This is a genomic window from Pseudomonas sp. PNPG3, from assembly GCF_023093815.1.
Taxonomy (GTDB): Bacteria; Pseudomonadota; Gammaproteobacteria; order Pseudomonadales; family Pseudomonadaceae; genus Aquipseudomonas; species Aquipseudomonas asiatica.
Map to the genome: position 1 here is coordinate 71520 of NZ_JALLKV010000013.1, position 26595 is coordinate 98114.

Genomic DNA, 26595 nt, shown 5'->3' on the forward strand with positions numbered 1-26595 from the left:
GGCCTCTTCGCGGGTAAACCCGCTCCCACAGGGACATCACTGGACCTGAGGGCAGCGGGTTTCCTGTGGGAGCGGGTTTACCCGCGAAAGAGCCGGTACAGACAAAGCTATTTGTTCAGGCTACTCACAGCCTGCTTCGCCGCAATCTCCTGCCCCGCCCGGGCCAGTTCATCGGCAGCCTGCAACCAGCGCTGGCGGTCCACCTGGGCTGGCAGCTGCCGAGGTGGCTGTACCAGCACCGCCCAGCTCCCAAGCTTCGCCCACGCCGAGGCAAAATCATCGAACGCCATCAACTGCCGCCGGTGCATGCCCGAGCGCAACAGCACCCGCTGCTTGTAGCGGTCGTAGCCGATCAGCACGGCGTAGCGTGGCTCGCTCCACCAGGCCGAACCATCCTCGTAACGCAGCAGCACCGGGTTGCCCGCCGCCACCTGGGTCAACAGCGCGTCCAGCTGCTTGTCCAGCGGATACACCACCATGCCGTAGTCGCGCGCCACCCGTGGGATGCCTGTGTCCAGCGCCTCGGCGCCCTGCGGCAGGTTCAGCGGCTTGTCCAGCAGCCCCGGCGTGATCGGAGCCCCCTGTTGCGACAGCACCGCCGCCAATGCCATGGCCCCGCTGTGGTTGGCGTTGCCACGGTAGAACGGCACGCTGCTGATCTCGACCCGCTGCGGCAGGCCCTTGAGGTTGCCGGAGGGTGCGCTGGCGCAACCGGCCAGGCTGGCTGCAACCAGGCAGGCAGCCAGCAGCCGACGAGGGATGGTCTTGAACGAAGGTTGCTGCATGGACACTCGCTTGCTCCAACGCCGGGCAGGCAGCGCCCGGCTCTGGCCACCGATCATAGGTCGGACAGCGGCGCGGGTATAGTCCGACACCGCTTAGGAGCAAATCGGACCAAGCAATAGACCTTTGGTCAATGGAACGTCACAGGCGAAAGACTAGACTAAAGCAGTGTCTGGAAGGCCAGCGTCGGCGACCGAGCGCGGCCCGTAGAGATGGAGGCACAGATGAGCCTGACCATGGCAATCCTCATGCTGGTTGGCATGTGGCTGAGCGTTGCAGCCGCCATGCTATGGGGTGTACTGCGTATCGTGCGGCGTCATTCCCACCACCACCTGCCACCGCAGCCCCCCGCCAAGCCACAGCCTGTGCGCCGGTCGCGGCGGCATGCCGGGGTGCACTGATTCAGAGATTTCCGAGGCCCATTCGCGGGTGAACCCGCTCCCACAAGGTCCTCCGCTGCCTTCAGAAACGGCGGGGACCTGTGGGAGCGGGTTCACCCGCGAACGGGGCGCAAGCGCCCCGCTTTTTCACATCAACCTTCAGCCGCCTCACGCTTCAACCGTGCCCGACGGGCCAGGATGTTGAGGATCTCGATCGCCGTCGAGAAGGCCATGGCCGCGTACACATAACCCTTCGGTACATGGGCGCCGAAACCTTCGGCGATCAGCGTCATGCCGATCATGATCAGGAAGCCCAGGGCCAGCATCACCACGGTCGGGTTGTCGTTGATGAAGTTGGCCAACGGGTCGGCGGCCACCATCATGACGATCACGGCAGTGATAACGGCAATGATCATGATAGGCAGGTGCTCGGTCATGCCCACGGCGGTGATGATGCTGTCGACCGAGAAGACGATGTCCAGCAGCAGGATCTGGAAGATCGCCGCGGCAAAGCCCAGGGTAACCGTCGACGACACCTTGGCTTCTTCCTTGGCCCCGTGCGGGTCGACGTTCTCGTGGATTTCCTTGGTCGCCTTCCACAGCAGGAACAGGCCACCGGCAATCAGGATCACGTCCTTCCAGGAGAAGGCATTGCCGAACACTTCGAACACCGGGTCGGTCAGCTGGACGATCCAGGCCACCGTGCTGAGCAAGGCCAGGCGCATGACCAGGGCCATGCTGATACCGATACGGCGCGCCTTGGAGCGGTACTCCACCGGCAGCTTGTTGGTCAGGATGGAGATGAAGATCAGGTTGTCGATGCCCAGCACGACTTCCATGGCCACCAGCGTAGCCAGGGCAACCCAGGCGGTAGGGCTAGCGACGAGTTCCAGCAAGTATTCCATTGTTCAAATCCTGCAGCAGCGGTTGGGGGTCAGATTTCCTGGGTGTCTTCTTTCTTGTAGGCGTCCTTGGGCTTGTGCCCTTCGCTGCCGATGGCCTCGCTCAACGCCTGCTGTGCGGCCTTGTTGGTGTCGTCGATGGCCTGCTTGGCCGACTGTGCGGCCTGGTCGAGCATCTGCTGGGCGGATTTCTCGGCCTGCTCGCAACCGGCCAGGGTGAACAGGGCCAAGGCCAGCACCAGCGGCGTGCCGATGGATTTTAGTTGCAGCATGGGTTCCTCGCTTTTCATGTTCCGGCGGCGCACACGGCGCCTGATGGAGTCGCATTCTAAAGAGCGCAACACATCCGGAAAATTCGTATTTTCAGCGGTTATACTTCGGTTTTTACGAATCCGGAACGATACCGATGCTCAACTATCGGCAGTTGCACTACTTCTGGGCCGTGGCCAAGACCGGCAGCATCGCCCGCGCCAGCGAACAGTTGAACCTGACCCCGCAAACCATCAGCGGGCAGATCAGCCTGTTCGAACAGACCTACGGCCTGGAGTTGTTCCAGCGCGTGGGGCGCCAGCTGGAACTGACCGAAACCGGGCGCCAGACGCTGATCTATGCCGAGCAGATGTTCCAGCTGGGAAGCGAACTGGAGGCCATGCTGCGGGCCGGCCCGCAGGAGCAGATCCTGTTCCGCGTGGGTGTGGCGGACGTGGTACCCAAGTCCATCGTCTACCGCCTGCTGGCACCGACCATGGAGCTGGACGACGTGCTGCGCATCAACTGCCGCGAAGACAAGCTCGAACGGCTGCTGGCCGACCTGGCGATCCAGCGCCTGGACCTGGTGATTTCCGACAGCCCCATGCCCAGCCACCTGGACATCAAGGGCTATAGCCAGAAACTGGGCGAATGCGGGTTGAGCTTCTTCGCCACCCCGGCGCTGGCACACCGCCTGGAAGGCCCCTTCCCCGCCTGCCTGCAGGATGCGCCATTGCTTATCCCCGGGCAGGAAACCGTGGTACGCAGCCGCCTGCTGCGCTGGCTGGGTGAGCAGCAGGTGCAGCCACGGATCGTGGGCGAGTTCGATGACAGTGCCTTGATGCAGGCATTCGGGCAGTCGGGCAGCGGCATCTTCGTCGCGCCCAGCGTGATCGCCCAGGAGGTGTGCCGCCAATATGGCGTGGAGCTGATCGGGCAGACCGAGGCGGTGCACGAGTCGTTCTATGCCATTTCGGTGGAGCGCAAGGTCAAGCACCCGGGGATCGTGGCGATTACCGAGGGGGCACGACGAGAGTTGTTCCACTGGTAGCCGGCAGAATTGACGCCCCCGCGTTTCAATGGTCATATGCCCGCCAGTTTCAGGTGCCCTGCGCCGCCGCGCGCAGGGTGAAACGGGAAGCCGGTGCGTCGTGTTGCCCACGACAAGTCCGGCGCTGCCCCCGCAACGGTAAGCGAGCGAACCCTTCGAGATACCACTGTGCACTTGCATGGGAAGGTGAAGGTTTCATGCCCCTCGCAAGCCCGGAGACCGGCCTGGAGCTTCACTTGGCAACCCGCGGTGGGCGGGCGCAGGCCGGTATCCGTGCGTGCGCCTGCGTGCACGGTGCGCCTTTGCGTGTTTTCCACCGGGATCCATTCATTCCTGCAGTAGTGGAACGACATGTCCCGTATCTTCAAGCTTCACCCCTTGGCGGCCTGCCTGGCCGTTTCCCTGCCGGCCCTGGCCGATGACCTCGAGCGACAACCACTGGCCCTGCCTTCCACGGCCATCACCGACACGCTCGACAGCCACGCCATCGACCTGGCCACACCGACCCAGGCTGGTTCGCGCCTGGGCCTCAGCGCCCTGGAGACACCGGCCAGCACCAGCAGCATCAGCGCCGAACAGATCCAGCAGCGCAACAACCTCACCGTGCAGGACGCGGTGACCCGCTCAGCGGGCATCAGCTACATCGGCTCCCCGGGCGACGGCGGCACGGGGTTGTCCGCCCGCGGTTTTACCGGGCACGGCTCGGTGATGACCTTGTTCGACGGCGCACGCCTGTACACCGGTGCCGGCACCCAGACGTTCCCGGTCGACCCGTGGATGGTCGAGCGCATCGATGTCATTCGCGGCCCGGCTTCGGTGCTGTATGGCGAAGGCGCCACCGGGGCGGTGGTCAACGTGATCCCGAAAAAGCCGTTTGCCGGCGAGGTACGCAACCACCTGCGCCTGGGCTACGGTTCGTGGGACCGCCAGCAGCTCGGCCTGGACAGCGGCGGCAGCCTCGGTGAGCGCCTGAGCTACCGCCTGGCCCTGAACCAGCAAACCGGTAACGGTTGGGTCGACCGCACCCCGTCACGCAGCCTGGCGCTGAGCGCCGCGCTGCGCTTCGATGCCAGCGACGACCTCAGCTTCACCCTCGCTCACGACCGCGGCGATGCGCAGCCTGCCAACTACTACGGCACCCCGCTGATCGACGGCCACTACCGCAGCAGCCTGCGCAAGAAGAACTACAACGTGCAGGACGACGTGCAGCATTACGTCGATGAATGGACCCGCCTGAATACCGACTGGACGTTGAACGATCACCTCAGCGCCAGCAATCAGCTGTACTACATCAAGAGCCGCCGTCACTGGCGCAATGCCGAGGAGTACAGCTGGGATGCAGGGCGCCAGCAGCTGCTGCGCGGCAGCTATCTGCAGATCAAGCACAACCAGGAACAGTTCGGCGACCGACAAGCCTTCACCCTCGACCACAGGCTGTTTGGCCTGGCCAGCAAGACCGTGGTCGGCGCCGAGTACAACAAGGTCCGCTTCAACGTCGACAGCAACGCGCCCTACAACGATGTGGGCGGTGACTACGTCGACCCGTGGCAGCCGCAACCAGGCTGGTTCCACAGCGCCTCGCCGTTACGCCCGCAAACGCTGTCCACCACCCACACCTTTGCCCTGTTTGCCGAAAACCGCCTGCAGTTGAGCGATCGCCTGTCGCTGGTCACCGGCGTGCGCCGCGACCAGAACCACATCGACCAGGAAAAACTGACCACCGACAGCCGCAGCGACCGCAGCCTGCAAGGCGGCAACTGGCGTGCCGGGCTGGTGTTTGCGGTCAGCGACGACCTGTCGCTGTATGGCCAGTACTCCACCAGCGAGGATGGGGTCGACAACCTCATCAGCCTCAGCGCCAACCAGATGCACTACGACCTGACCGAGGCCAGGCAGACCGAAGTGGGCCTGAAGCAGCGCTTCTGGGAAGGGCGTGGCGAATGGACATTGGCGGCCTACCACATCGTCAAGAAGAAGCTGCTGGTGGATGACCCGGTCACCCACGAGAAGCAGCAGGCTGGCCAGCAGACGTCCGATGGCCTGGAGGCAACCCTGGAACTGGCGCTGGCGCACCAGTGGCAGGTGTCGGCCAATGCGGCGATCGTGCGCGCAAGGTACGACGACTTCGACGAAATGATCGGTGCCGTGGCGCAGGACCGTGCGGGCAATCGCCCGGCCAATGTCCCGCGGCGTACCGCCAACCTGTGGCTGAGCAAAGGCTTCGGCCAGCGGCTAAAGGCCGGCATTGGCGCGCGTTATGTGGACGAGCGCTATGCCAATACCGCCAACACCCAGAGCGCCCCCGGCTACACCGTGGTGGATGCCGACATCGGCTGGCAGGTGTTGCCGGATGTGCGGCTAGGGTTGCAGTTGAACAACCTGTTCGACCGTGAGTATGTGCAGTCGGCGTTCAGTGGCCAGCAGTGGCTGATGGGGATGCCACGGTCGTACTTTGCGACGGTGGATTACAGCTTCTGATCTGAACTGCCTGCACCGGCCTCTTCGCGGGTAAACCCGCTCCTACAGGGACCTCACCGTATTCGAATTCTGTGATATCCCTGTAGGAGCGGGTTTACCCGCGAAGAGGCCGGCACAGGTAGCACAAAAACATCTACCGTCCCGTCACACTTTAGTTATAAGATAACGTTTCAGTTGACATCCATTCCTATCAGCGACCTCCCATGACAAGCGCCAGTGCCACCCCCACCCTGCTCACCCAGCGCCTGCAGAGCATCGACGCCCTGCGCGGCCTGGTAATCCTGTTCATGCTCCTGGACCACGTTCGTGAAACCTTCTTTCTGCACCGCCAGGTCAGTGACCCGATGGCCATTGATACCACCGAGCCCACGCTGTTCTTCAGCCGCACCCTGGCCCATCTGTGCGCGCCGGTGTTCGTCTTGCTGACCGGCCTTTCAGCCTGGCTGTACGGCGAGAAACACCAGGGCCGCGGCGATGTCTCGGCGTTCCTGTTCAAGCGCGGGCTGTTCCTGGTGGTGCTGGAGTTCACCCTGGTCAATTTCGCCTGGACCTTCCAGCTACCGCCCAGCGTCATCTACCTGCAAGTGATCTGGGCCATCGGCGTGAGCATGATCGCCCTGTCGCTGCTGGTGTGGTTGCCACGTGCCGCCCTGATCGCCGTGGGCGCAATCATCATCGCCGGCCACAACCTGCTCGATGGTCTGCACTTCGGCGTCGAATCCGCCCTGCACGTGCCATGGGCGATCCTGCATGACCGGGGCTGGCTGGAGTTCTCCGAAAGCCTGCGCCTGCGCACCTCCTACCCCGTGCTGCCGTGGATCGGGGTCATCGCCCTGGGCTACGGCCTGGGCCCTTGGTTCGCCCGCGCGAGCGAGGCCGGCCAACGCCAGCATCGCCTGCTGCTGGCCGGGCTGATCGCGCTGCTGGGCTTTGTCGTGTTGCGCCTGGTCAACGGCTACGGCGAGGCGCCATGGAGCGTTTACCCGACCGTCACGCAAACCCTGATGAGCTTCTTCAACATCACCAAGTACCCGCCATCGCTGCTGTTCCTGGCCCTGACCCTGGGCTGTGGCCTGCTGTTGCTGCGCGCCTTCGAACGCGCCGGCCAGGCTCGCTGGATCAGTGCCCTGGCGGTGTTCGGCGCGGCACCGATGTTCTTCTACCTGCTGCACCTGTATGTGCTGAAGCTGCTGTACCTGACCAGCGTGGCGCTGTTCGGCCGCAACCATGGCGACTACTTCGGCTTCGACGGCATCGCCGCCGTGTGGCTGGGGGCAGTGCTGCTGGCGGTTTCGCTGTACCTGCCGGTGCGCTGGTTCGCCCGCCTGAAGGCGCGGCGGCGCGACATCACCTGGCTGAAGTACTTCTGAAAAGCGTTTTCACCCGGCGGCACGATGGTCTACCATGCCGGCCGCCGGTTTCCACCACGGAATCAATAGGGAATCCCAGGCCCGCCAATTCGGGCCAAACGGAACTGCCCCCGCAACTGTAGGTGCCGAGCCTGCTCCATCGATGCCACTGGGCCACGAACCCGGGAAGGCCGGAGCCAGGCCATGACGCACCAGTCAGGAGACCTGCCGGCCTACATTCACCAACCGGCGGGGTGTCCGGGATTGGCCATCAGTGTTGCCCCTGCCGCCAGCGGGGGCTCGGCGATGCCTGTCCGTGCGTTCCTCACCCGAACTGTCCGATAGGAGATCGCCCAGCATGCTGCCCCGTTTTGCCACCCTGCTCGCCGGCCTCGGCCTCACCGGCCTGGCCCAGGCTGCTGCCACCCACTACCCGCTGACGGTCGACAACTGCGGCAAGCCGCAAACCTTCGCCCAGGCGCCGCAACGCGCGGTCACCATTGGCCAGGCCAGTACCGAGATGCTCTACGCGCTGGGGCTGGGCGACAAACTGGCGGCCACCTCGCTGTGGTTCAACAATGTGCTGCCCGAGTATCAGGTGCAGAACGCCAAGGTGCCGCGCCTGGCCGACAACGAGCCCAGCTTCGAGGCGGTAGTGGGCAAGCGCCCGCAACTGGTGACGGTGCAGTTCGAATGGATGGTCGGTGCCCAGGGGGCGGTCGCCACCCGCGAACAGTTCGATGAACTGGGCATCCCCACCTACCTGCTGCCATCGGACTGCGAAGGCAAGGACAACCTGGTGGGTGCCGATGGCACCCGCCTGCAGGCGTTCCAGGTCGACACTATCTACAAGAGCGTCAGCCAGCTGGCGGCAATCTTCGACGTGCAGGACCGTGGCACGGCCCTGAATGCCGAGCTCAGAGGCCGCCTGGACAGTGCCAAGGCGCAACTGGCCGACAACGACCTGTCCGCCACCTCGGCGCTGTTCTGGTTCTCCAGCGCCGATCTGCACATCGACCCCTATGTGGCGGGCCGTCAGGGGGTCGCCGACTTCATGCTGCGCACCCTTGGCGTGCGCAACGTGGTCGAGTCCAGCGAAGAATGGCCGACCGTAGGCTGGGAAACCCTGGCCAAGGCCAACCCCACCTGGCTGATCATTGCCCGCATGGACCGCCGCCGCTACCCCGCCGACGACTACCAGAAGAAGCTGGCATTCCTGCGTAGCGACCCGGTAACGCGCAACATGGACGCGGTGAAGCACGACCGCATCATCATCCTCGACGCCGACGCCATGCAGGCCGGCATTCGCTTGTTCAGCGGCCTGCAGACACTGGCCGCCGCCTTCGCCAGCGGCAAAGCAGCCCAGTGATGATGCGCCTGCTACCCTGCATCGCCGTTGCCCTGGCCGCCCTGTTGGCGGCCCTGCTGGCCGGCACCGCCATCGGCGAAACCAACCTGTCGCCCGGCGTGGTCGGCCAGGTACTGGCCAACCAACTGTGGCAGGCCGGCTACCCGGTCGACCCGATCGACGCCGGCATCGTCTGGAACTACCGCCTGCCCCGCACCCTGGTTGCCGCGGCCTGCGGCGCCGGCCTGGCCACCTGCGGCGTGATCCTCCAGGCACTGTTGCGCAACCCGTTGGCCGAGCCTTACCTGCTGGGGCTGTCTGCCGGCGCCTCGACCGGTGCGGTGCTGGTGGGCCTGCTGGGCTTCGGCAGCCTGGCGCTGAGCATGTCCGGCGGCGCGTTCATCGGTGCCCTGGCAGCGTTCGCTTTGGTACTGTTGCTGGCCCGGGCAGCCGGCCCCAGCAGCAACAATGCCCAGGTGATCCTTGCCGGGATCGCCGGCTCGCAACTGTTCAACGCCCTTACCGCCTTCCTCATCACCATGTCGGCCACCGCCGAGCAGGCGCGCGGCATCCTGTTCTGGCTGCTGGGTAACCTCAGTGGCGTACGTTGGCCTTCGGTGTGGCTGGCCGTGCCAGTTGTACTGTTCGGGCTGTTGGTGTGCCTGTGGCATCGCCGTGCCTTGGATGCCTTCACCTTCGGTGCCGACTCGGCGGCGTCGCTGGGCATCCCGGTGCGGCGTACCCAGTTGCTGCTGATCAGCTGCGCGGCGCTGGTGACCGCGGTGATGGTGTCCATCGTCGGCGCCATCGGTTTTGTCGGGCTGGTGATCCCCCATGCCCTGCGCCTGCTGCTCGGCCCCGGGCACAGCCGCCTGCTGCCCGCCAGCGCACTGGGCGGAGCACTGTTCCTGATTACCGCCGACATCCTGTCGCGCATCTTGATCCCTGGCCAGGTGATCCCCGTGGGCGTAGTCACGGCTCTGCTCGGCGCACCGGTCTTCGCGCTGATCCTGGTCAGCCGCCGGGGGCGCCCATGACGGTCATGACGGCGCTACAGCTGGCCCCCTTGAGTTGCCAGAACCTGGGGCTGCAACTGGCCGGCAATACCGTGCTCAGCGATATCGAACTGAGCGTTGTCGCCGGTGAAACCCTGGGCATCGTCGGCCCCAACGGTTCCGGCAAGTCCTCGCTGCTGAAGGTGCTGGCCGGGCTGCGCAAGCCAGGCAACGGCAGCGTGCAGTTGCTGGGCGAACCGCTGGCACAGTTGCCCCGCCGCCGTGTAGCCCAGGCCTTGGCGCTGGTCGAACAGCAGGCCGACACCCTCGATGCGATCAGCGTGTTCGATGCCGTTGCCCTGGGCCGCACCCCCTGGCTGTCGGTGCTGGCGCCGTTCTCCCGGGAAGACCGCGCGATCGTCGAGCAGGCCCTGGCCGACCTCGACGCTTTGCACCTGCGCGCACGCCTTTGGGGGTCGCTGTCCGGGGGCGAGCGCCAGCGGGTGCACATCGCCCGAGCCCTGGCACAGCGGCCGCAGGTGCTGCTGCTGGACGAGCCGACCAACCACCTGGATATCCAGCACCAGCTGAGCCTGTTGCAACAGGTGCAGGCCTTGCCGGTGACCACCCTGGTGGCCCTGCACGACCTCAATCAGGCGCTCACCTGCGACCGCGTAGCGGTGCTCGACAAAGGCCGACTGGTCGCCCTCGGCAAACCGCTCGAGGTGCTCACCCCCGAGCGCCTGCTGAACACTTTCGGCGTGCATGCCCACTACCTCATCGACCCCTTCGACGGCGCGCACATCTTGCGTTTGCGCGCCCCCTGAACAGGAAGTTCTGCCTATGCCGCGCCCTGTCGCCCTGCTGCTCGCCAGCGCCCTGCTCGCGCCCCCTGCGCTGGCCGACTCCGCCCAATCGCAAAGCAACGGTTTTGTCGAGGATGGCCGCTGGAGCCTGCTCAACCGCAGCGTATTCGACCAGCGCGACTACAAGCATGGCGGGCGCAACAGTGCCGGGCGCAACGCCTACAAGCCGCGCGATGAACGTAGCGGCAAGGCCGAGGAATGGGCCTATGGCCTGATGGGCACCTTCCGGTCCGGTTTCACCCAGGGGCTGATCGGTGTCGGGGTCGACGCCCACGCCTACCTGGGCGTGCAACTCGACAGCGGCGGCGGGCGCGTGGGCAAGGCACGCTTGCTCGGGGTGGATAACGAGGGGCACCCGAAGAACGAATACAGCCGTGCCGGCGCAGCATTGAAACTGCGCATGGCCGATACCGTGCTGTCCTACGGTGAGCAACGGGTCAAGACCCCGGTGTTCAGTTCATCCGACAGCCGCCTGCTACCCGAGACAGCGACCGGGTTCTTCCTTGACAGCACCGAGTTCGACGACCTCAGGCTGGTGGCCGGGCACTTCAACGAAAACGCCGACCGCAATGCATCCAGCCACGACCAAGGCTTCGTGGTGAACTACTCCAATGGCCGCCAAGGCAACAGCTTCGACCTGGCCGGCGTGGTGTGGAACCCCGGCGCCGCCTTCAGCGGCAGCCTGTACACCTCACGTTACCAGGACAGCTGGAACCAGCATTACCTGGGCAGCACCCTAAGCCATGCCCTGGATGAGCGCCGCAGCCTCACCCTCGACCTCAACCTTTACCGCACCACCGACACCGGCAAGGCGCTGTCCGGGCGCATCGACAACACCACCTGGAGCCTGGTCTCGCGTTACGACCATGGGCCGCACGGTTTCAGCCTGGGCTGGCAGCAGGTGGACGGCAACACGCCATTCGACTACGTGACGCGAGGGGCGATCTTCATTGCCAACGCGGTGCAGATGTCGGACTTCAACGCGCCGAACGAAAAGTCGTGGCAGGCGCGCTATGACCTGAACATGGGCGCCTACGGCGTGCCGGGGTTGAACCTGACGGCGTTGTACGTGCGCGGGTTCGATATCGACGGTACCCATGTCGACCCTGCGGGAGGGTATGCCTACCTGGGGTATGGCAAGGGGGGCAAGCATTGGGAGCGCGACCTTGAGGCACGCTATGTGGTGCAGAGCGGCAAGGCCAAGGGCACCGCGTTTTCGCTGCGGCATAACGTGCATCGAGGCAATACGGCACAGGCGGAGCTGGATGGGGACCAGATTCGGTTGGCGGTGGAATGGCCGTTGGGGGGTGGGTTCTGATGTTTCGCGTGACCTGAAAAATCCTGGGGCCGCACAGCGGCCCGCAAAATCCATCAGGCGACCACAACTGCCGTATAATCGGCAGCACTCACTGCCCAACCAGGCCACACCATGCCTCGCCTCCAGAAGTTGATGTTGCCCCTGCTGCTGACTGCAGCCCTCACCGCCTGCGACCAGAAACCCTCCCGCGAAGAACAGATCCTGGCCCAGCTTCCGCTGCAGGATGCCTACACGCACAACATCGAGCGCATGGCCGCGCTGCTCGGCCGCACGCACCCGCAGCTGTCGCAGGCGACCATCCAGGGCGTGCTGCGCAAGCACCTGACGGTCGAGGACCAGCGCCAGGACCTGTTCCGCCTGTACAGCGAAAAGAACTTCAGCGATGCCGAGTTCGCCACCATCGTCGAGGCCACCCAGGACCCGGCGAAGGCCCGCGCCCTGGAAGACACCGAGGCCGGCAAACGCCTGAGCGAGAAGCTCACTGCCCTGATGCGCGAATCGGCCCGCGACGCAAAGGCGCAGGCCTTGGCGCAGCAGCGCATGCAACAGGTTGAAGACGAGCTGGACGCGCTGGAAAACGCAGGCTCCTGAACGCAGTTCCCCACTGCGCCCATAACGCGTAATGTTGCCCACATTTCGTAGCCGGTTTTTGATCACTCGAGGTCAGGATTGTCACACACCAAGCACGGATTGCGCCTGGATCTACGCACACTCATTCTGGTGCTTTGCGCCCTTACTGCCGTGGTAATGCTGTGCGCCAGCTATTTCGCCAGCTACCGGGTGCAACGCCAATTGCTGATCGACCACGCCCTGGAAGCCAACCGGGTGTATGCGATGAAGCTGGCCAGCATTACCGAGACTTTTATCGGCAACGCCTTGCAACAGCTGTCGTTCAGCGCGGGCGTGCAAGGCCGCCAGCTGGGTGACGCCGTCGCCCTGCAGGCGGAGGCCGAGCGTGTCCTGAGCCAGAGCATGGCCTTCAATTCCACGTTCGTGATCGATGCCAACGGGGTGCTGCTGGCGGTTTCTCCCGCCCCCTTGCGGCACCTGGTCGGCAAGCACATGCATTCTCCCGGTGTCCAGGAGGCGCTACAGGCGCGCCGCCCACTGGTGTCGACGCCCTACATTTCGGCGGCCAACAACCTGGTGGTGGCGCTGTCGCAACCCATTTACGACAGCAACGGCCGCTACCTGGGGTATGTCGGCGGCAGCCTGTACCTGCGTGAACACAACATTCTCAACAGCCTGCTGGGCGAGCATTTCTACAAGGACGGTTCCTACCTGTACGTGGTCGACCGCAACCGCCGTCTGCTTTACCACCCCGACAGTCAGCGGGTGGGTACGGTGGTTGAGGGCAATGCACTGATCGACCAGCTGGCGGGCCTGGGCAATGGTACCCGGCAATTGACCAACAGCCTCGGCGTGGAAATGCTCGCCGGATACGCCACCGTGCCCAGCGCCGGTTGGGGCGTGGTGGCGCAGCAGCCGCTGACCCAGACGGTGATGCCACTGAGCCATCTGATCCTCAACGTGGTCGGCACCTCCGCGCCGTTGGCACTCGTGGGCAGCATGCTGCTGTGGTGGCTGGCCATGACCATCGCTCGGCCGCTGTGGCAGCTGGCCGCCGGCGCCCGCTCGATGGATCGGGCCGGCACTGCCGAACGCCTGCATCGGGTACCGGCCTGGTATTTCGAGGCGGCCGAGTTGAAGCGCGCGCTGCTGTTCGGGCTGAACCTGCTGCATGAACGCATCGGTCGGCTCAACCGCGACGCCCAGACCGACCCGCTGACCGGCCTGGGCAACCGCCGCAGCCTGGAGTTCAGCCTGTCGTTGCTGGAAGCCGAAGGCCGGCCGTTTGCGGCCATCGTGCTGGATGTCGACCATTTCAAGCGGGTAAACGACTGCCACGGGCACGAGGTGGGTGACCAGGTGTTGCGCCGGTTGGCGGAGCTGATGCGCCGCTGCTGCCGCGAGGGTGACCTGCTGTGCCGCACCGGCGGCGAGGAGTTCCTGATGCTGCTGCCGGGGGCTAGCCTGGACGTTGCGGCAGGGGTGGCCGAGCGGCTGCGGCTAACGGTGCAGGATACGCCGGTGGAGCCGGTGGGCGCGGTGACGGTGTCGCTGGGGGTGGCACATTGGGATGGCGAGGCCGAGAGCGAACCGGGGGATGCGTTCAGCGAGGCTGACCGGGCGCTTTACCGGGCCAAGCAGGAGGGGCGCAATCGGGTGGTTGTTGCCTGAGCGCCCTTGCTTGTCTGTTCCGGCCTCTTCGCGGGTAAACCCGCTCCCACAGGTACCCCGCAGCCCTCAAGGGCGGTGCATAACCTGTAGGAGCGGGTTCACCCGCGAAAGGGCCGGAACACACAATAATGAATGGGCAGGTTGTAACATTCATTGTCATGAAACTGTCTTGTTACAGTCATAGGATTGACCCCAACCTGACATTTTCACTTCATGGATGAACGTCTGATGCGTCGTGTGGTTTTCAATCAGAAAGGTGGCGTCGGCAAGTCCAGCATCGCCTGCAACCTGGCCGCAGCCAGTGCCGCCGAAGGCTACCGGACCTTGCTGGTCGACCTCGACCCGCAGGCCAATGCCACCTACTACCTGACCGGGCTGGTCAATGACGCTATTCCTTCCGGCATCGCCGATTTCTTCCGCCAGACCTTGTCGCCGGTCACCGCTGCCGGCAAGAAGCACCGGGTGGCGATCACCGAGACCCGCTACCGCAACCTGCACCTGGTCACCGCCAGCCCCGACCTCAGCGACCTGCAAGGGAAGCTGGATCGCAAGTTCAAGATCAACAAGCTGCGCAAGCTGCTGGTGGAGCTGGGCGAGGACTACGAGCGGATCTACATCGACACCCCACCGGCGCTCAACTTCTATACCTTCAGCGCGCTGGTAGCGGCCGAGCGGCTGTTGATTCCGTTCGACTGCGACAGTTTCTCGCGCCAGGCCCTGCACAACGTCATGGCCGAGGTTGAAGAACTGCGCCAGGACCACAACCCGGCGTTGCAGGTGGAAGGTGTGGTGGTCAACCAGTTCGCCGGGCGCACCGCACTGCACCAGACCCTGGTCGAGCAATTGCGCAGCGAGGGCATGCCGGTGCTGCCGGTATACCTTAGCCATTCGATCAAGATGCGTGAGTCGCACCATACCTCAGTGCCGCTGGTGCACCTGGCGCCGCGGCACAAATTGGCGCTGGAGTTCGTCGATTTGCTGGATGTACTGGAGCGCGCGGCCTGACAGAACCCCGGGGCGCAAAGCGCCGCAAAATATCAAGGCCGAAGCACTACCCGACCGTTCGTCCGGGTGGTAGATTCGCCGCCATGAAAACCACCCGACACACCCGCACGCTGACCGCCTGGACGCTCTACGCCAGCGTCCTGTTCAGCCTGGTTCTGTGTGGCCTGCACCATGGCCAGATGGGTGGCCTGCGCCTGGCCGGCCTGGAAGGCGGTTTCTGCTCGATCAACAGCGAACACGGCGTAGCCATCGACCTGGAAGGCGCTGGCGGCGACCAGCACATGGCCCAGCTCGATTGCCCGGTGTGCTCCTCGTTCGGCCTGGCCGTGCCGCTCAGCAGCAGCGGCTGGTCGTTCACCCCGGCGCAAGCCGTGGCCACCTCGCCCATCGTGGTGCGCAGCTGGGCGCAACCGCCGCCGCGTTATCAACGCCCCGCCCTCAACCCCCGCGCCTCCCCTGCCACCTTCCCCGCAGCCGTACCTCATTTCGCCTGACCTCAGCCGGGCGCGCCTGACTGTGCGCGTTCGCGGTCAGCCATGACCTTTGCGTGGAAGACACACCAACATGCTTCGCAAAACCTCCCTGGTGCTCCTCATGGGCACCTGCAACCTTGCCTGGGCGGATGCTGCCCCGGTAGAACTGAGCGCCACCACCATCGACGGTGAACGCGACGCCGCCAGCGGCGTGCAACTGGACGAGCCGATCCGCACTGGCTCGCGCCTGGGCCTCACCGCGCGGGAAACGCCAGCCTCGGTCAGCGTCTCGGACCGCCGCCTGATCGAAGAGCGCGGCGCCAAGGACAGCCAGGACGTGATCAACGCCATGACCGGCGTCAACGCCTCGGCCAACCCGGGCTTTGGCGGCTTCGTCGCCTACCGCGGCTTCACCCAGAACCAGGTCACCCAGTTGTACAACGGCATCAACCTGGGCTACAGCAGCGCCACCCGGCCAGTGGATGCCTGGGTACTCGACCGCGTCGAATTGATTGGCGGCCCGTCGTCGTTCCTGCATGGTGCCGGCGCGGTCGGCGGCTCGATCAACTACATCACCAAGTTGGCCAGCCGCGATCAGCAGACCATCGACGGCCGTATCCGCCATGGCAGCTTCGACGACAGCGAAGTGGCGTTCGGCATCAACCAGGCTCTGGCCAGCAACCCCGCCGATGCCCACCACTTCATGCGCCTGGACTTCAGCCGCGGGCATGGCAACGGCTACATCGACCGCAACGAACGGCACACAGACAGCCTGGCTTTTTCGTTGCTGAGCGACCTCACGCCCAACCTCACCCACACCCTGGCCCTGGAATACCAGGAAGACCGCGAAGACAGCCCTTACTGGGGCTCGCCGATCCTGCCCGGGCGCAGCACGATGAAGATCGACAACAGCCGCCGCTTCGAAAACTACAACGTCGGCGACGGCCGCTATGAGCAGCGGGTACGCTGGCTACGCTCGATCCTCGACTACCAGCTCAGCGACAGCACCAGCGTGCAGAACACGCTGTACCACTACAACGCCCAGCGCGACTACCGCAACCTCGAACGCTACAGCTACACCAGCGATGGCAAGGTACGACGCAGCAGCCCTTACCTGCAGCGCCACGACCAGAACCTGCTGGGTGACCGCATCGAGCTGCGCCACGACAACCAGCTGTTCGGCCTGGCCAGCCAGTGGTCGCTGGGGCTGGAGTACTCGCGCATGCGCCAGACCCTCTACCCCACCTCAAGCAGCTGGAGCGACGTGGTCGATGCCGAGCACTTCGCCCCCGGCAGCTTCGACGACATCCCCGGGGTGAATGCCGGCCTGACCAAGCAACGCCGTCACGAGGTGACCAACCGCGCGGTGTTTGCCGAAAACCGCCTGCAACTCACCGAACGCCTGGCCCTGCTGACCGCCCTGCGCTACGACTACCTGGACATGCAGGTGACCAACTACGGCGCGGTGACGCCAACCTCGCCGGCGTTCTTCGAACGCCGCTGGGAACCGCTTTCCGGGCGTATCGGCCTGACTTATGCGCTGACCCCGTCCGCCAGCGTCTATGCGCAGTACAGTACCTCTGCCGACCTGCCGGCAGGCTCGCTGGCGGCGGCGACCTATTCCAACGTCGGGATGTTCGACCTGTCCAAGGGCGAGCAGTGGGAAGTGGGCAGCAAGTTCGACTTTCTCGACGGGCGCGGTGCGGCCACGCTGGCGCTGTACCAGATCGTGCGCAAGGACTTTGCCGTGCGCGACTCCAACGATGCCAACCTCACGGTCCAGGCCGGGCAGCAGACCTCGCGTGGCGTCGAGCTGTCCGGGCGCCTGCAGGTGACGCCGAAGCTGCTGGCCGAGGCCAACTATGCCTATGTCGATGCGCAGTACGACGAGTTCAACGAGGCGGTCAACGGCGTGTCGGTATCGCGCAAGGGCAACGCCCCGGTGAACGTACCGGCCAACGTCGCCAACCTGTGGCTGAACTACAGCCTGACCCCGGCGTGGTCGTTGGGGGCAGACGCGCGCTACGTGGGCTCGGTGTATGCCGACAACGCCAACAGCCTCAAGGCCCCGGCGTACACCCTGTTCGGCGCGTTCGCCCGCTACCGGCTGGATGAACACACCACGCTGACCGGGCGGGTACGTAACCTGACCGACGAGGTGTATGCCAAGCAGGCCTACAACAGCCAGTACTACATGGGGCCGCCGCGCACCTTCGAACTGGCGCTGGACATGCGTTTCTGAGCGCATGGCCTGTCTTGCATGAACATCCCGGCCTGCATTGGCTCTTGTGGGAGCGGCCTTGCGTCGCGAAAGGGCCGCAAAGCGGCCCCGGCGATGTCAGTGGCGAAGCTGCAATCGGGGGGCTGCTGCGCAGCCCTTTCGCGACACAAGGCCGCTCCCACAGTGGACCGTGCCAAGCGAACAGCTCGCGGTTGAATCAGGCATCCCGAGGTCGCCCTCGACAAAGCGTCCTCCAGCACCCGGCGATCTACTGGCAAGCACAACAATGATGGCGCTGCACGACAGCGCCACTTTCATCATGCCTGCCAATGGAACCGGAGAGCACTCGCATGCCCACACCTCACGAGGTATCCCCCGCCACCCTGCGCCGGGTAATCGCCGCCTCGGCCATCGGCAATTTCGTCGAATGGTTCGACTTCGCCGTCTACGGCTTTCTCGCAACCCTGATCGCCAGCCAGTTCTTCGCCAGCGAAGACGCCAGCGTGGCCTTGCTCAAGACCTTTGCGGTGTTCGCCGTGGCCTTCGCCCTGCGCCCGCTGGGCGGCATCGTGTTCGGCGCGCTGGGTGACCGCCTGGGGCGCAAGCGCATCCTGTCGCTGACCATCCTGCTGATGGCCGGCTCCACTACCCTCATCGGCCTGCTGCCGACCTACGCCAGCATCGGCCTGGCAGCCCCCGCGCTGCTGACCCTGGCGCGCTGCCTGCAGGGCTTTTCTGCCGGAGGCGAGTATGCCGGGGCCTGCGCCTACCTGATGGAGCACGCGCCCAACGACAAGCGCGCCTTCTATGGCAGCTTCGTGCCGGTGTCGACCTTTTCCGCCTTTGCCTGCGCGGCAGTGATCGCCTATGGCCTGGAAGCCAGCCTGTCGGCCGAGGCGATGAACGCCTGGGGCTGGCGCATCCCGTTCTTGATCGCCGCGCCGCTGGGGTTGGTCGGCCTGTACCTGCGCTGGCGCATGGAAGAAACCCCGGCGTTCCGCGAAGCCATCGCCCAGGACAAGGAGCATGAACATTCGCCACTCAAGGAAACCCTGCGCAACCATGGCCGGGCGATCCGCAACCTGGGGGCCTTCATCTCGCTGACCGCGCTGTCGTTCTACATGTTCACCACCTACTTCGCCACCTACCTGCAACTGGTCGGCAACCTGACCCGCGCGCAATCGCTGCTGGTAACCACCGTGGCCTTGCTGTTCGCCGCGGTCGGCTGCCCGCTGGCCGGGGCGTTCTCGGACCGCGTCGGCCGGCGCAAGACCATCGGCTTCACCTGCCTGTGGGTGATGCTGTGCGTGTTCCCGGCGTACTGGCTGGCCAGCTCCGGCTCGATGTCCGGCGCGCTGCTGGGGGTGATCCTGCTGGCGGTGGGGGCGTTGTGCAGTGGTGTTGTCACGGCGGCATTGCTCTCGGAAAGCTTCCCTACCCGCACCCGCTATACCGCTTCGGCAATTACCTACAACGTGGCCTATACGCTGTTTGGCGGTACCGCGCCGCTGGTTGCAACCTGGCTGATCGGGCAGACCGGCAGCAGCCTGGCACCTGCGTTCTACCTGGTGGTGATTGCGCTGGTGGCCTTGGTGGGAGGGTTGGCGTTGCCGGAGACTTCGCGGATTTCGTTGCATGATGAGGCTGGAGGCAACGATGCGAGGGCTGGGGCTCGTCGTACTGTTTGATACTTTGGGGCTGCTTTGCAGCCCATCGCGACACAAGGCCGCTCCTACAGGGGAACGCGTATACCTGTAGGAGCGGCCTTGTGTCGCGATGGGCCGCAAAGCGGCCCCGGGGTCTCAACCCTCCTGCACCTCTTCGCGCCGATACGCCCACTGATACAACGCCGGCAACACCAGCAAAGTCAGTGCGGTGGACGACAGAATCCCGCCAATCACCACGGTCGCCAGCGGCCTTTGCACCTCGGCCCCGGTCCCGGTAGCCAAGGCCATCGGGATGAACCCCAGCGACGCCACCAGTGCCGTCATCAGCACCGGCCGCAAGCGCGTCAGCGCGCCCTCCTCGACCGCTGCCCGCAGCGTGCGCCCCTCCTCCCGCAAGCTACGGATAAAGGCGATCATCACCAGCCCGTTGAGCACCGCCACCCCTGACAAGGCAATGAACCCCACGCCAGCGGATATGGACAACGGAATGTCCCGCAACCACAGCGCCAGCACCCCACCGGTAAGGGCGAACGGGATGCCGGTGAACACCAGCAGGCCATCCCTGAGGTTGTTGAACATCATCAGCAACAGCGCCATGACCAACAGCAAGGCCACCGGCACCACCACCTGCAGGCGCTCGGCCGCCGACTGCAGCTGCTCGAACTGGCCGCCCCAGCGGGTCCAGTAACCCGGCGGTATCTGCACCTGCTGGATCAGCGTCTGTTCTGCCTCCTCGACGAACGAGCCCAGGTCACGCCCGCGCACGTTGGCACTGACCACCACCACCCGCTTGCCGTCCTCGCGGCTGACCTGGTTCGGTCCCAGCTGCAGGTTCAGCGTGGCCACCTGCGACAGCGGAATGAAGCCGATTTGCCCGGCACCCGCAGCAGCACTGGCCGGCACCGGAATCAGCAGGCTGGCCAGCCCGTCGACATCGGTGCGCAGGGTTTCCGACAGGCGCACCACCATGTCGAAACGGCGGTCACCTTCGTACAGCGTGCCGGCCGTGCGACCACCCACGGCAATGGCAATGGCGTCCTGCACATCACCCACGTTAAGGCCATGTCGGGCCGCCTTGTCGCGGTCGATATCGATGGTCAGCACCGGCAGGCCGGTAGTCTGCTCGACCTTTACCTCGGACGCGCCCGGCACGCCTTGCAGGCTGCTGGCGATCTGCGCTGCGGTGCGGTTGAGCACGTCCATGTCATCACCGAACAGCTTCACCGCTACATCGCTGCGCACACCGGAAATCAGCTCGTTGAAGCGCAGCTGGATCGGCTGCGACAGCTCGTGGTTGCTGCCCGGCACGCTGGCGGCGGCGCGTTGTACCTCGGCGATCAGCTCATCACGCGGCTTGCCCGGGTCGGCCCATTGCTCACGCGGGCGCAGCATCACATAGGCGTCGGAAATGTTCGGCGGCATCGGGTCGGAGGCGATCTCGGCGGTGCCGGTGCGGGCGAACACCCGTTCCACTTCCGGCACCTGGGCGATGATCGCCTGTTCCAGGCGCTGCTGCATGTCGACCGACTGCGACAGGCTGGTGCCCGGGACGCGCAGGGCCTGCAGGGCAAAGTCGCCTTCGCTGAGGCTGGGGATGAACTCGCTACCCATGCGGCTGGCCATCACCCCGGACAACAACACCAAGGTAGCGGCGGCAGCAAATGCCAGCTTGCGCCGGCCCAGCACCCAGGCCAGCACCGGGGCATAGCGCTGACGCGCCGTGCGCATTACCAGGCCTTCCTCTTCCTTGACCTTGCCGGTGACGAACAGGGCAATGGCCGCCGGCACGAAGGTAACCGAGAGGATCATGGCACCAAGCAGGGCGATGACCACGGTAAAGGCCATAGGGTGGAACATCTTGCCCTCCACCCCGGTCAGGGCAAAGATCGGCAGGTACACCACCATGATGATCAGCTGGCCGTAGATCAGCGGCCGGCGCGCCTCACGGGCGGCAGCGAACACTTCATGGAAGCGCTCGGTGCGGGTCAGCATGCGGCCATGGCGTTGCTGGGCGTGGGCCAGGCGGCGGATGGCGTTTTCCACGATCACCACCGCGCCGTCGACGATGATGCCGAAGTCCAGTGCGCCCAGGCTCATCAGGTTGGCGCTGACCTTGTTGCTGAACATGCCGGTGAAGGTAAACAGCATCGACAACGGAATGACCATGGCGGTGATCAATGCAGCGCGGATGTTGCCCAGGAACAGGAACAACACGGCGATGACCAGGATGGCGCCTTCGACCAGGTTCTTCTTCACCGTGGCGATGGCCTTTTCCACCAGGTTGGTGCGGTCGTACACCGTCACCGCGACCACGCCCTTGGGCAGGTTGCGGTTGATCTCGACCAGCTTGGCGGCGACCGCCTGGGCCACCGTGCGGCTGTTCTCGCCAATCAGCATGAACACCGTGCCCAGCACCACTTCCCGGCCGTTTTCGGTGGCCGCGCCCGAGCGCAGCTCTTCGCCCAGGCCAACCTGAGCAACATGGCTGACGCGGATTGGCGTGCCATCGACACTGGAGATGACGATGTTGGCGATGTCTTCGGCCGAGGCCACCTGGCCTGGCGCGCGAATCAGCAACTGCTCGCCATTGCGCTCGATGTAGCCGGCGCCGACGTTGGCGTTGTTGCGCTCCAGCGCCGCGATCAGGTCGTTGAAGGTGAGTTTGTAGGCCGCCAGGCGCTTGGGCTCCGGTGCAATCAGGTATTGCCTGGCATGGCCGCCGATGCTGTTGACCTCGGCGACCCCGGGCACGTTGCGCAGCTGCGGCTTGATGATCCAGTCCTGGATTACCCGCAAGTCGGACGGGGTGTAGGGCGTGCCGTCTTCCTTCAGCGCGTCCTGCTCGGCTTCCACCGTCCACAGGAAGATTTCACCCAGCCCGGTGGAAATCGGCCCCATGCCCGCTTCGATGCCGCCGGGCAACTGCTCACGCGCCACTTGCAGGCGCTCGTTGACCAGTTGGCGGGCGAAGAACAGGTCGGTGCCGTCGTCGAAAATGACCGTGACCTGCGACAGGCCCGAGCGCGACAGCGAGCGGGTTTGCTTGAGCCCGGGCAGGCCGGCCATGGCGGTCTCGATGGCGAAGGTGATGCGCTGCTCGGTCTCCAGCGGCGAATAGCCGGGCGCGGCGGTATTGATCTGCACCTGGACGTTGGTGATGTCCGGTACAGCGTCGATCGGCAGTTTCTGGTAGCTGTGGATACCCACCGCGGCCATCAGGACCACGGCCAGCATCACCACCAGGCGCTGCTCGATGGCGAATTGGATCAGGCGTTCGAACATGCAGGCGTTCCCGTGATCAATGGCTGTGCTCGGCCGAGCCCTTGCCCAGCTCGGACTTGAGGACAAAGCTGCCGGCAGCGGCCACCTGCGTACCGGCGGCAAGGCCGGTGGTGATTTCCACCTGGCCGGCATCGCGGCGGCCGGTCGTTACCGGGCGGGCCTCGAAACCTTCCTCGGTACGGGCAAACACCACGGTCTGCTCCTCCCAGGTTTGCAGTGCGCTTTGCGGTACTACCACGGCGGCGTTGAAGCGTTCGACGCTGACCGCGACATTGACGAACAGCCCTGGGCGCCAGGCGCCGTTGGGGTTGGCCAGCGTGGCGCGGACAGTGGCAGCACGGTTCTGCTCGCCGAGCAGGCTGCCGACGTAGTTGATCTTGCCCTCGACCCGGGCGCCCAGGTCCGGCGCGCTGACCGTGACGTTGCGGCCGGTTGTCACCTTGTCCAGGTCGCGCGGGGCGACGGCGAAGGTGGCCCAGACCCGGCTCAGGTCAGACAGGGTGAAGGCATTGCTGGTCTCATCGACCACCTCGCCCACGGTCAGATGCTTTTCCACCACCACGGCATCGAACGGCGCGCGCAGTTCATAGCGGTTACCGGCGCCGGCCGGGCCCACGGCGGCGACCTTCTGCCGGGCGTTGGCCAAGGCAATCTCCGCGTCCTGCAACGCCTGGCGGGCCTGCAGGTAATCCTGCTCGGCGCTGATGCGTTCCTGCCACAGTTGCTGTTCGCGCTGGAAGGTCAGGCGCGCCAGTTCCAGGCGGCGCTGGGCAGCCTGCTGTTCGCTGCGCAGGTCGGAAATCTGCTGGCTGGCAATTACCGCCAGCACCTGACCACGCTTGACCGCCTGGCCCAGTTCGGCTTGCACTGACTCGACCACACCGGGCACGCGTGGCACGACGTGGGCAGTGCGGTCCTCGTCGAAGCGGATTTCACCCGGGAAGCTGATGGCGGTGCCCAGTTCACGAGGGCCGGCATCGGCCAGTTGCACACCGGCAGCTTCGATCTGGGCGATGGACAGGTGCAGCTTGCCCGCCTCTTCTTCGTGATCTTCACCGGCCTGCTCCTCGCCGTGGCCATGGGTGTCTTCGCCGTGGTCGTCGTGCCGGGCTTCAGTGCTCGATGCGTTGCCGAGGTTGCCGGTCCAGGCCAGGCCACCCAGGCCAAGCGCGGCAATGGCGGCAGCCAGAAGGGCTATCTTGCGTGGATTAGTCATTGTTGCTCCTGCTGTTCAATTTGTTGCTCAGCCCATCGAGGTCGCCATAGATCCGCTCGACCTGTGCCCGCGCGTCGGTCGCCGAGGCCAGCGCCTCGAGGTACAGCCCGCGTGCCTCGATCAGCGTGCGCTGGGCGTCGAGTACATCGAGAAAAGCGAACTTGCCCATTTCGAAACCGCGTGTGGCGGTGTCCACGGCCTGCTGGGCAGAAGGCAGGATGGTGCGGTCATAGGCCTGCACTTCCTGCATGGCCGTGGTCCACTGGCTGACGGCACTGCGGGTTTCACTGCGCAGGCGCAGCTCCACGGCGTTGCGCAGGTCACGCGCCCGGTCGGCACGACGGGCTGCGGCCAGCACGTTGCCCTGGTTGCGGTCGAACAGCGGCAAGGGCATCGACAGGCCCACCACATTGACCCGCTCGCGGTCTTCGCGGCTGTACTGGCTGCCAAGGCTGACGGTGAGGTTGGGAATACGCAGGGCCTTTTCCGATCCCAGGGACGCTTCGCCGCGCTCGACCTGGGCGGCGGCCAGGCGCCATTCGGCCGTTTGCTCGACCTGGTCGAGCAGGGCATCGGCGCTAGGCGCATCACCCGGGGACAGGTTGGCTGCCTGCAACTGTTCGAACCTTGCCAGCGGGCTGCCGGTCAACCGTGCCAGGGCCTGGTAGGCCACACTGCGCTGGGTTTGCGCACGGCGCACTTCAGCCTGGGCCTGGGCCAACTGCACCTGGGCCCGGGTGGCCTCAACGGGCGATGACTGGCCAGCGGTCACCCGCCCCTGCACCACTCGCAGCCCACGCTCGGTCAACGCCTGCGATTGCTGCGCCAAATCCAGCGCGGTCTGTGCGCGCAGGGCCGCGTGGAAGGCCTGTATCACATCGGCGCGCAGGCCGTTGCGCTGGCGTTCCAGGCCCAGCTGGGCAATGGCCTGGCCAGCACCGGCCACGGCGACACGTGCGCCGCGCTTGCCGCCCAGCTCCAGCGGTTGGCTAAGGGTGACCGTGGTGGTGCTGGTGTCATGGCGAGTGTCCTCGACCTCCCAGGACAGCTCCGGGTTGGGGATGAGCCCGGCCTGGCGCCGTTCGCCATCGGCAATGCCGATTTCCCGTCCGGCTGCGGCCAGCTCCGGGTTCTGGGCAAAGGCTGCGTCTAGCGCCTGGGGCAGGCTCAGGCCCTGGCTGGCCTGGGCAGTGCCGGCGCCAGCCAGCAACAGGCAGAGCAAGGCGGTCTTGCGGGGGATGGGCACGAAACAGGTCCTCGTCGGCGAGATTTGCCGAGGGACTGTAGAAAGCCGCGCTTATCGGGGCGGTGGCGGGAGAATTACAATTTTGTAATCCAGTCTGAGTTGCTGAGGGTTCGATAATCGCCCACTTTCCGGGTACAGCGGTTTAGTCCAATTGACTAAACTAACCAGGCGGTACAAAACTAGGAAGCATCCAACAACAACAAAGCGATGCCCGTCATGAAGCCCCTTATTCTCGTACTCAACGGCCCCAACCTGAACATGCTGGGCACCCGCGAGCCTGCCCAGTACGGCCACGAAACCCTCGCCGACCTGGCCCAGGGTTGTGCCGACACCGCCCATTCCCTCGGCCTGGAAATCGAATTCCGCCAAACCAACCACGAAGGCGAACTGATCGACTGGATCCATGCCGCCCGTGGCCGCTGCGCCGGCATCGTGATCAACCCCGGCGCCTGGACCCACACCTCGGTGGCCATCCGCGATGCCCTGGTGGCCGGCGAAGTGCCGGTTATCGAAGTGCACCTGTCCAACGTGCACAAGCGCGAACCGTTCCGTCACCTGTCGTTCATATCGTCCATCGCCGTCGGGGTCATCTGCGGCCTGGGCAGCCATGGCTATCGCATGGCCATCAGCCACTTTGCCGAAATGTTGCAGGAGCGCAGCGCATGAGCCAGCAAGCCATCCTCGCCGGCCTGATCGGCCGCGGCATCCAGCTGTCGCGCACCCCTGCCCTGCACGAACACGAAGGTGATGCCCAGGCGCTGCGCTACCTGTACCGGCTGATCGATGCCGACCAGCTGCAACTGGATGACAGCGCCCTGCCCGGCCTGCTCGATGCCGCCCAGCACACCGGTTTCACCGGGCTCAACATCACCTACCCGTTCAAGCAGGCGATCCTGCCGCTGCTCGACGAACTGTCGGACGAAGCCCGCGGCATCGGTGCGGTGAACACCGTGGTGCTCAAGGACGGCAAGCGGGTGGGTCATAACACCGATTGCCTGGGCTTTGCCGAAGGCTTGCGCCGTGGCCTGCCGGATGTGGCACGGCGCCAGGTGGTGCAGATGGGTGCCGGTGGCGCAGGTTCGGCCGTGGCCCATGCCCTGCTGGGTGAAGGGGTCGAGCGGCTGGTACTGTTCGAAGTGGACGTGGCCCGTGCACAGGCCCTGGTGGACAACCTGAATGCCCATTTCGGTGCCGGGCGCGCCGTTGTCGGCACCGACCTGGCCACGGCCCTGGCCGAGGCGGACGGGCTGGTCAACACCACGCCGGTGGGCATGGCCAAGCTGCCGGGCACACCGCTGCCGGTGGAGCTGCTGCATGCTCGCCTGTGGGTGGCGGAGATCATCTACTTCCCGCTGGAGACCGAACTGCTGCGCGCCGCCCGGGCACTGGGCTGCCGCACCCTGGATGGCAGCAACATGGCCGTGTTCCAGGCGGTGAAGGCGTTCGAGCTGTTCAGCGGGCGCCAAGCGGATGCGGCGCGGATGCAGGCGCACTTTGCCAGTTTCACCTGACAGACAGGTGTCGG

At 65.2% G+C, this 26595-nt stretch carries 22 protein-coding genes and 2 riboswitches; of the genes, 16 read left to right on the forward strand and 6 right to left on the reverse strand.

Annotated elements, in window-relative coordinates:
• Positions 1–107 precede the first annotated feature (107 nt).
• Positions 108–842, reverse strand: coding sequence for a peptidase C39 family protein (locus MJ643_RS11525; protein WP_013971993.1), 735 nt, complete (start codon positions 840–842; stop codon positions 108–110).
• A gap of 165 nt (positions 843–1007) precedes the next feature.
• Between MJ643_RS11525 and MJ643_RS11530 the strand changes: the two genes are divergently transcribed.
• Positions 1008–1184 carry a hypothetical protein gene (locus MJ643_RS11530; protein ID WP_196184729.1) on the forward strand — a complete coding sequence of 59 codons (177 nt, stop codon included), beginning with the start codon at positions 1008–1010 and terminating at the stop codon, positions 1182–1184.
• 131 nt (positions 1185–1315) lie between these two features.
• On the opposite strand, the gene MJ643_RS11535 is transcribed toward MJ643_RS11530, so the two are convergent.
• Positions 1316–2068 (reverse strand): TerC family protein, encoded by a 753-nt coding sequence (locus MJ643_RS11535; protein ID WP_003260907.1) that lies wholly within the window; start codon positions 2066–2068, stop codon positions 1316–1318.
• A gap of 29 nt (positions 2069–2097) precedes the next feature.
• A complete protein-coding gene (locus tag MJ643_RS11540) occupies positions 2098–2337 on the reverse strand; it encodes a hypothetical protein (protein ID WP_013971991.1) in 240 nt (79 codons plus the stop codon).
• Positions 2338–2471: 134 nt separating this feature from the next.
• On the opposite strand from MJ643_RS11540, the gene nhaR reads away from it, so the two are divergent.
• The 13 genes from nhaR (at position 2472) to MJ643_RS11605 (ending at position 19347) form a co-directional block, all read left to right on the forward strand.
• Entirely contained in the window at positions 2472–3365 is an 894-nt protein-coding gene (nhaR, locus tag MJ643_RS11545) for a transcriptional activator NhaR (protein WP_024086677.1), read from the forward strand.
• A gap of 34 nt (positions 3366–3399) precedes the next feature.
• A riboswitch (cobalamin riboswitch) is annotated at positions 3400–3608 on the forward strand.
• Between the two features lie 108 nt (positions 3609–3716).
• Entirely contained in the window at positions 3717–5843 is a 2127-nt protein-coding gene (locus MJ643_RS11550) for a TonB-dependent receptor (protein WP_024086676.1), read from the forward strand.
• A 203-nt stretch (positions 5844–6046) separates the two neighbouring features.
• Positions 6047–7213, forward strand: coding sequence for a DUF1624 domain-containing protein (locus tag MJ643_RS11555; RefSeq protein WP_247726808.1), 1167 nt, complete (start codon positions 6047–6049; stop codon positions 7211–7213).
• 28 nt (positions 7214–7241) lie between these two features.
• Positions 7242–7440: riboswitch (cobalamin riboswitch) on the forward strand.
• Positions 7441–7550: 110 nt separating this feature from the next.
• Entirely contained in the window at positions 7551–8561 is a 1011-nt protein-coding gene (locus MJ643_RS11560) for an ABC transporter substrate-binding protein (protein ID WP_024086675.1), read from the forward strand.
• Positions 8561–9577, forward strand: coding sequence for an iron ABC transporter permease (locus tag MJ643_RS11565; RefSeq protein ID WP_196184730.1), 1017 nt, complete (start codon positions 8561–8563; stop codon positions 9575–9577). Before MJ643_RS11560 ends, MJ643_RS11565 begins: the two co-directional genes overlap by 1 nt.
• The gene (locus MJ643_RS11570) at positions 9574–10362 is read left to right on the forward strand and encodes an ABC transporter ATP-binding protein (protein WP_024086673.1); all 789 of its coding nucleotides are present in this window, start codon (positions 9574–9576) and stop codon (positions 10360–10362) included. Before MJ643_RS11565 ends, MJ643_RS11570 begins: the two co-directional genes overlap by 4 nt.
• 16 nt (positions 10363–10378) lie before the next feature.
• Positions 10379–11719 carry an OprD family porin gene (locus MJ643_RS11575; RefSeq protein WP_024086672.1) on the forward strand — a complete coding sequence of 447 codons (1341 nt, stop codon included), beginning with the start codon at positions 10379–10381 and terminating at the stop codon, positions 11717–11719.
• 111 nt (positions 11720–11830) lie between these two features.
• A complete protein-coding gene (locus MJ643_RS11580) occupies positions 11831–12310 on the forward strand; it encodes a hypothetical protein (protein WP_247726809.1) in 480 nt (159 codons plus the stop codon).
• A 78-nt stretch (positions 12311–12388) separates the two neighbouring features.
• Positions 12389–13960 carry a sensor domain-containing diguanylate cyclase gene (locus tag MJ643_RS11585; protein ID WP_024086670.1) on the forward strand — a complete coding sequence of 524 codons (1572 nt, stop codon included), beginning with the start codon at positions 12389–12391 and terminating at the stop codon, positions 13958–13960.
• A gap of 228 nt (positions 13961–14188) precedes the next feature.
• Positions 14189–14965 (forward strand): ParA family protein, encoded by a 777-nt coding sequence (locus MJ643_RS11590; RefSeq protein WP_024086669.1) that lies wholly within the window; start codon positions 14189–14191, stop codon positions 14963–14965.
• Between the two features lie 83 nt (positions 14966–15048).
• Positions 15049–15459 carry a DUF2946 family protein gene (locus MJ643_RS11595; protein WP_013971980.1) on the forward strand — a complete coding sequence of 137 codons (411 nt, stop codon included), beginning with the start codon at positions 15049–15051 and terminating at the stop codon, positions 15457–15459.
• 70 nt (positions 15460–15529) lie between these two features.
• Complete coding sequence (locus MJ643_RS11600; protein ID WP_024086667.1) at positions 15530–17680, forward strand: TonB-dependent receptor; 2151 nt, start codon at positions 15530–15532, stop codon at positions 17678–17680.
• Positions 17681–18009: 329 nt separating this feature from the next.
• On the forward strand, positions 18010–19347 hold the full coding sequence (locus tag MJ643_RS11605) for an MFS transporter (protein ID WP_024086666.1): 1338 nt from the start codon (positions 18010–18012) through the stop codon (positions 19345–19347).
• Between the two features lie 114 nt (positions 19348–19461).
• Here the strand turns inward: MJ643_RS11605 and MJ643_RS11610 are convergent, their stop codons facing one another.
• From MJ643_RS11610 to MJ643_RS11620, 3 genes are read right to left on the reverse strand one after another with little or no spacing between them, the layout of a single operon-like run.
• Positions 19462–22608, reverse strand: coding sequence for a CusA/CzcA family heavy metal efflux RND transporter (locus tag MJ643_RS11610; RefSeq protein WP_247726810.1), 3147 nt, complete (start codon positions 22606–22608; stop codon positions 19462–19464).
• Positions 22609–22624: 16 nt separating this feature from the next.
• Positions 22625–23824 (reverse strand): efflux RND transporter periplasmic adaptor subunit, encoded by a 1200-nt coding sequence (locus MJ643_RS11615; RefSeq protein ID WP_024086664.1) that lies wholly within the window; start codon positions 23822–23824, stop codon positions 22625–22627.
• Positions 23817–25070, reverse strand: a complete 1254-nt coding sequence (locus MJ643_RS11620) for a TolC family protein (protein WP_196184732.1) — start codon at positions 25068–25070, stop codon at positions 23817–23819. The genes MJ643_RS11615 and MJ643_RS11620 overlap by 8 nt, the downstream gene beginning before the upstream one ends.
• Before the next feature lie 216 nt (positions 25071–25286).
• Here MJ643_RS11620 and aroQ point away from each other — a divergent pair, with 216 nt between their 5' ends.
• Positions 25287–25736: a type II 3-dehydroquinate dehydratase gene (gene aroQ, locus MJ643_RS11625; RefSeq protein ID WP_013971975.1), complete on the forward strand. Its 450-nt coding sequence runs from the start codon at positions 25287–25289 to the stop codon at positions 25734–25736.
• Entirely contained in the window at positions 25733–26581 is an 849-nt protein-coding gene (locus MJ643_RS11630; RefSeq protein WP_015269766.1) for a shikimate dehydrogenase, read from the forward strand. Before aroQ ends, MJ643_RS11630 begins: the two co-directional genes overlap by 4 nt.
• The last annotated feature ends 14 nt before the right edge of the window (positions 26582–26595 follow it).

Coding starts and splice junctions, on each gene's coding strand:
- MJ643_RS11525 (WP_013971993.1), bottom strand. CDS start 842: ATGATCGGTGGCCAGAGCCGGGCGCTGCCTGCCCGGCGTTGGAGCAAG.
- MJ643_RS11530 (WP_196184729.1), top strand. CDS start 1,008: ATGAGCCTGACCATGGCAATCCTCATGCTGGTTGGCATGTGGCTGAGC.
- MJ643_RS11535 (WP_003260907.1), bottom strand. CDS start 2,068: ATGGAATACTTGCTGGAACTCGTCGCTAGCCCTACCGCCTGGGTTGCC.
- MJ643_RS11540 (WP_013971991.1), bottom strand. CDS start 2,337: ATGCTGCAACTAAAATCCATCGGCACGCCGCTGGTGCTGGCCTTGGCC.
- nhaR (WP_024086677.1), top strand. CDS start 2,472: ATGCTCAACTATCGGCAGTTGCACTACTTCTGGGCCGTGGCCAAGACC.
- MJ643_RS11550 (WP_024086676.1), top strand. CDS start 3,717: ATGTCCCGTATCTTCAAGCTTCACCCCTTGGCGGCCTGCCTGGCCGTT.
- MJ643_RS11555 (WP_247726808.1), top strand. CDS start 6,047: ATGACAAGCGCCAGTGCCACCCCCACCCTGCTCACCCAGCGCCTGCAG.
- MJ643_RS11560 (WP_024086675.1), top strand. CDS start 7,551: ATGCTGCCCCGTTTTGCCACCCTGCTCGCCGGCCTCGGCCTCACCGGC.
- MJ643_RS11565 (WP_196184730.1), top strand. CDS start 8,561: ATGATGCGCCTGCTACCCTGCATCGCCGTTGCCCTGGCCGCCCTGTTG.
- MJ643_RS11570 (WP_024086673.1), top strand. CDS start 9,574: ATGACGGTCATGACGGCGCTACAGCTGGCCCCCTTGAGTTGCCAGAAC.
- MJ643_RS11575 (WP_024086672.1), top strand. CDS start 10,379: ATGCCGCGCCCTGTCGCCCTGCTGCTCGCCAGCGCCCTGCTCGCGCCC.
- MJ643_RS11580 (WP_247726809.1), top strand. CDS start 11,831: ATGCCTCGCCTCCAGAAGTTGATGTTGCCCCTGCTGCTGACTGCAGCC.
- MJ643_RS11590 (WP_024086669.1), top strand. CDS start 14,189: ATGCGTCGTGTGGTTTTCAATCAGAAAGGTGGCGTCGGCAAGTCCAGC.
- MJ643_RS11595 (WP_013971980.1), top strand. CDS start 15,049: ATGAAAACCACCCGACACACCCGCACGCTGACCGCCTGGACGCTCTAC.
- MJ643_RS11600 (WP_024086667.1), top strand. CDS start 15,530: ATGCTTCGCAAAACCTCCCTGGTGCTCCTCATGGGCACCTGCAACCTT.
- MJ643_RS11605 (WP_024086666.1), top strand. CDS start 18,010: ATGCCCACACCTCACGAGGTATCCCCCGCCACCCTGCGCCGGGTAATC.
- MJ643_RS11610 (WP_247726810.1), bottom strand. CDS start 22,608: ATGTTCGAACGCCTGATCCAATTCGCCATCGAGCAGCGCCTGGTGGTG.
- MJ643_RS11615 (WP_024086664.1), bottom strand. CDS start 23,824: ATGACTAATCCACGCAAGATAGCCCTTCTGGCTGCCGCCATTGCCGCG.
- aroQ (WP_013971975.1), top strand. CDS start 25,287: ATGAAGCCCCTTATTCTCGTACTCAACGGCCCCAACCTGAACATGCTG.
- MJ643_RS11630 (WP_015269766.1), top strand. CDS start 25,733: ATGAGCCAGCAAGCCATCCTCGCCGGCCTGATCGGCCGCGGCATCCAG.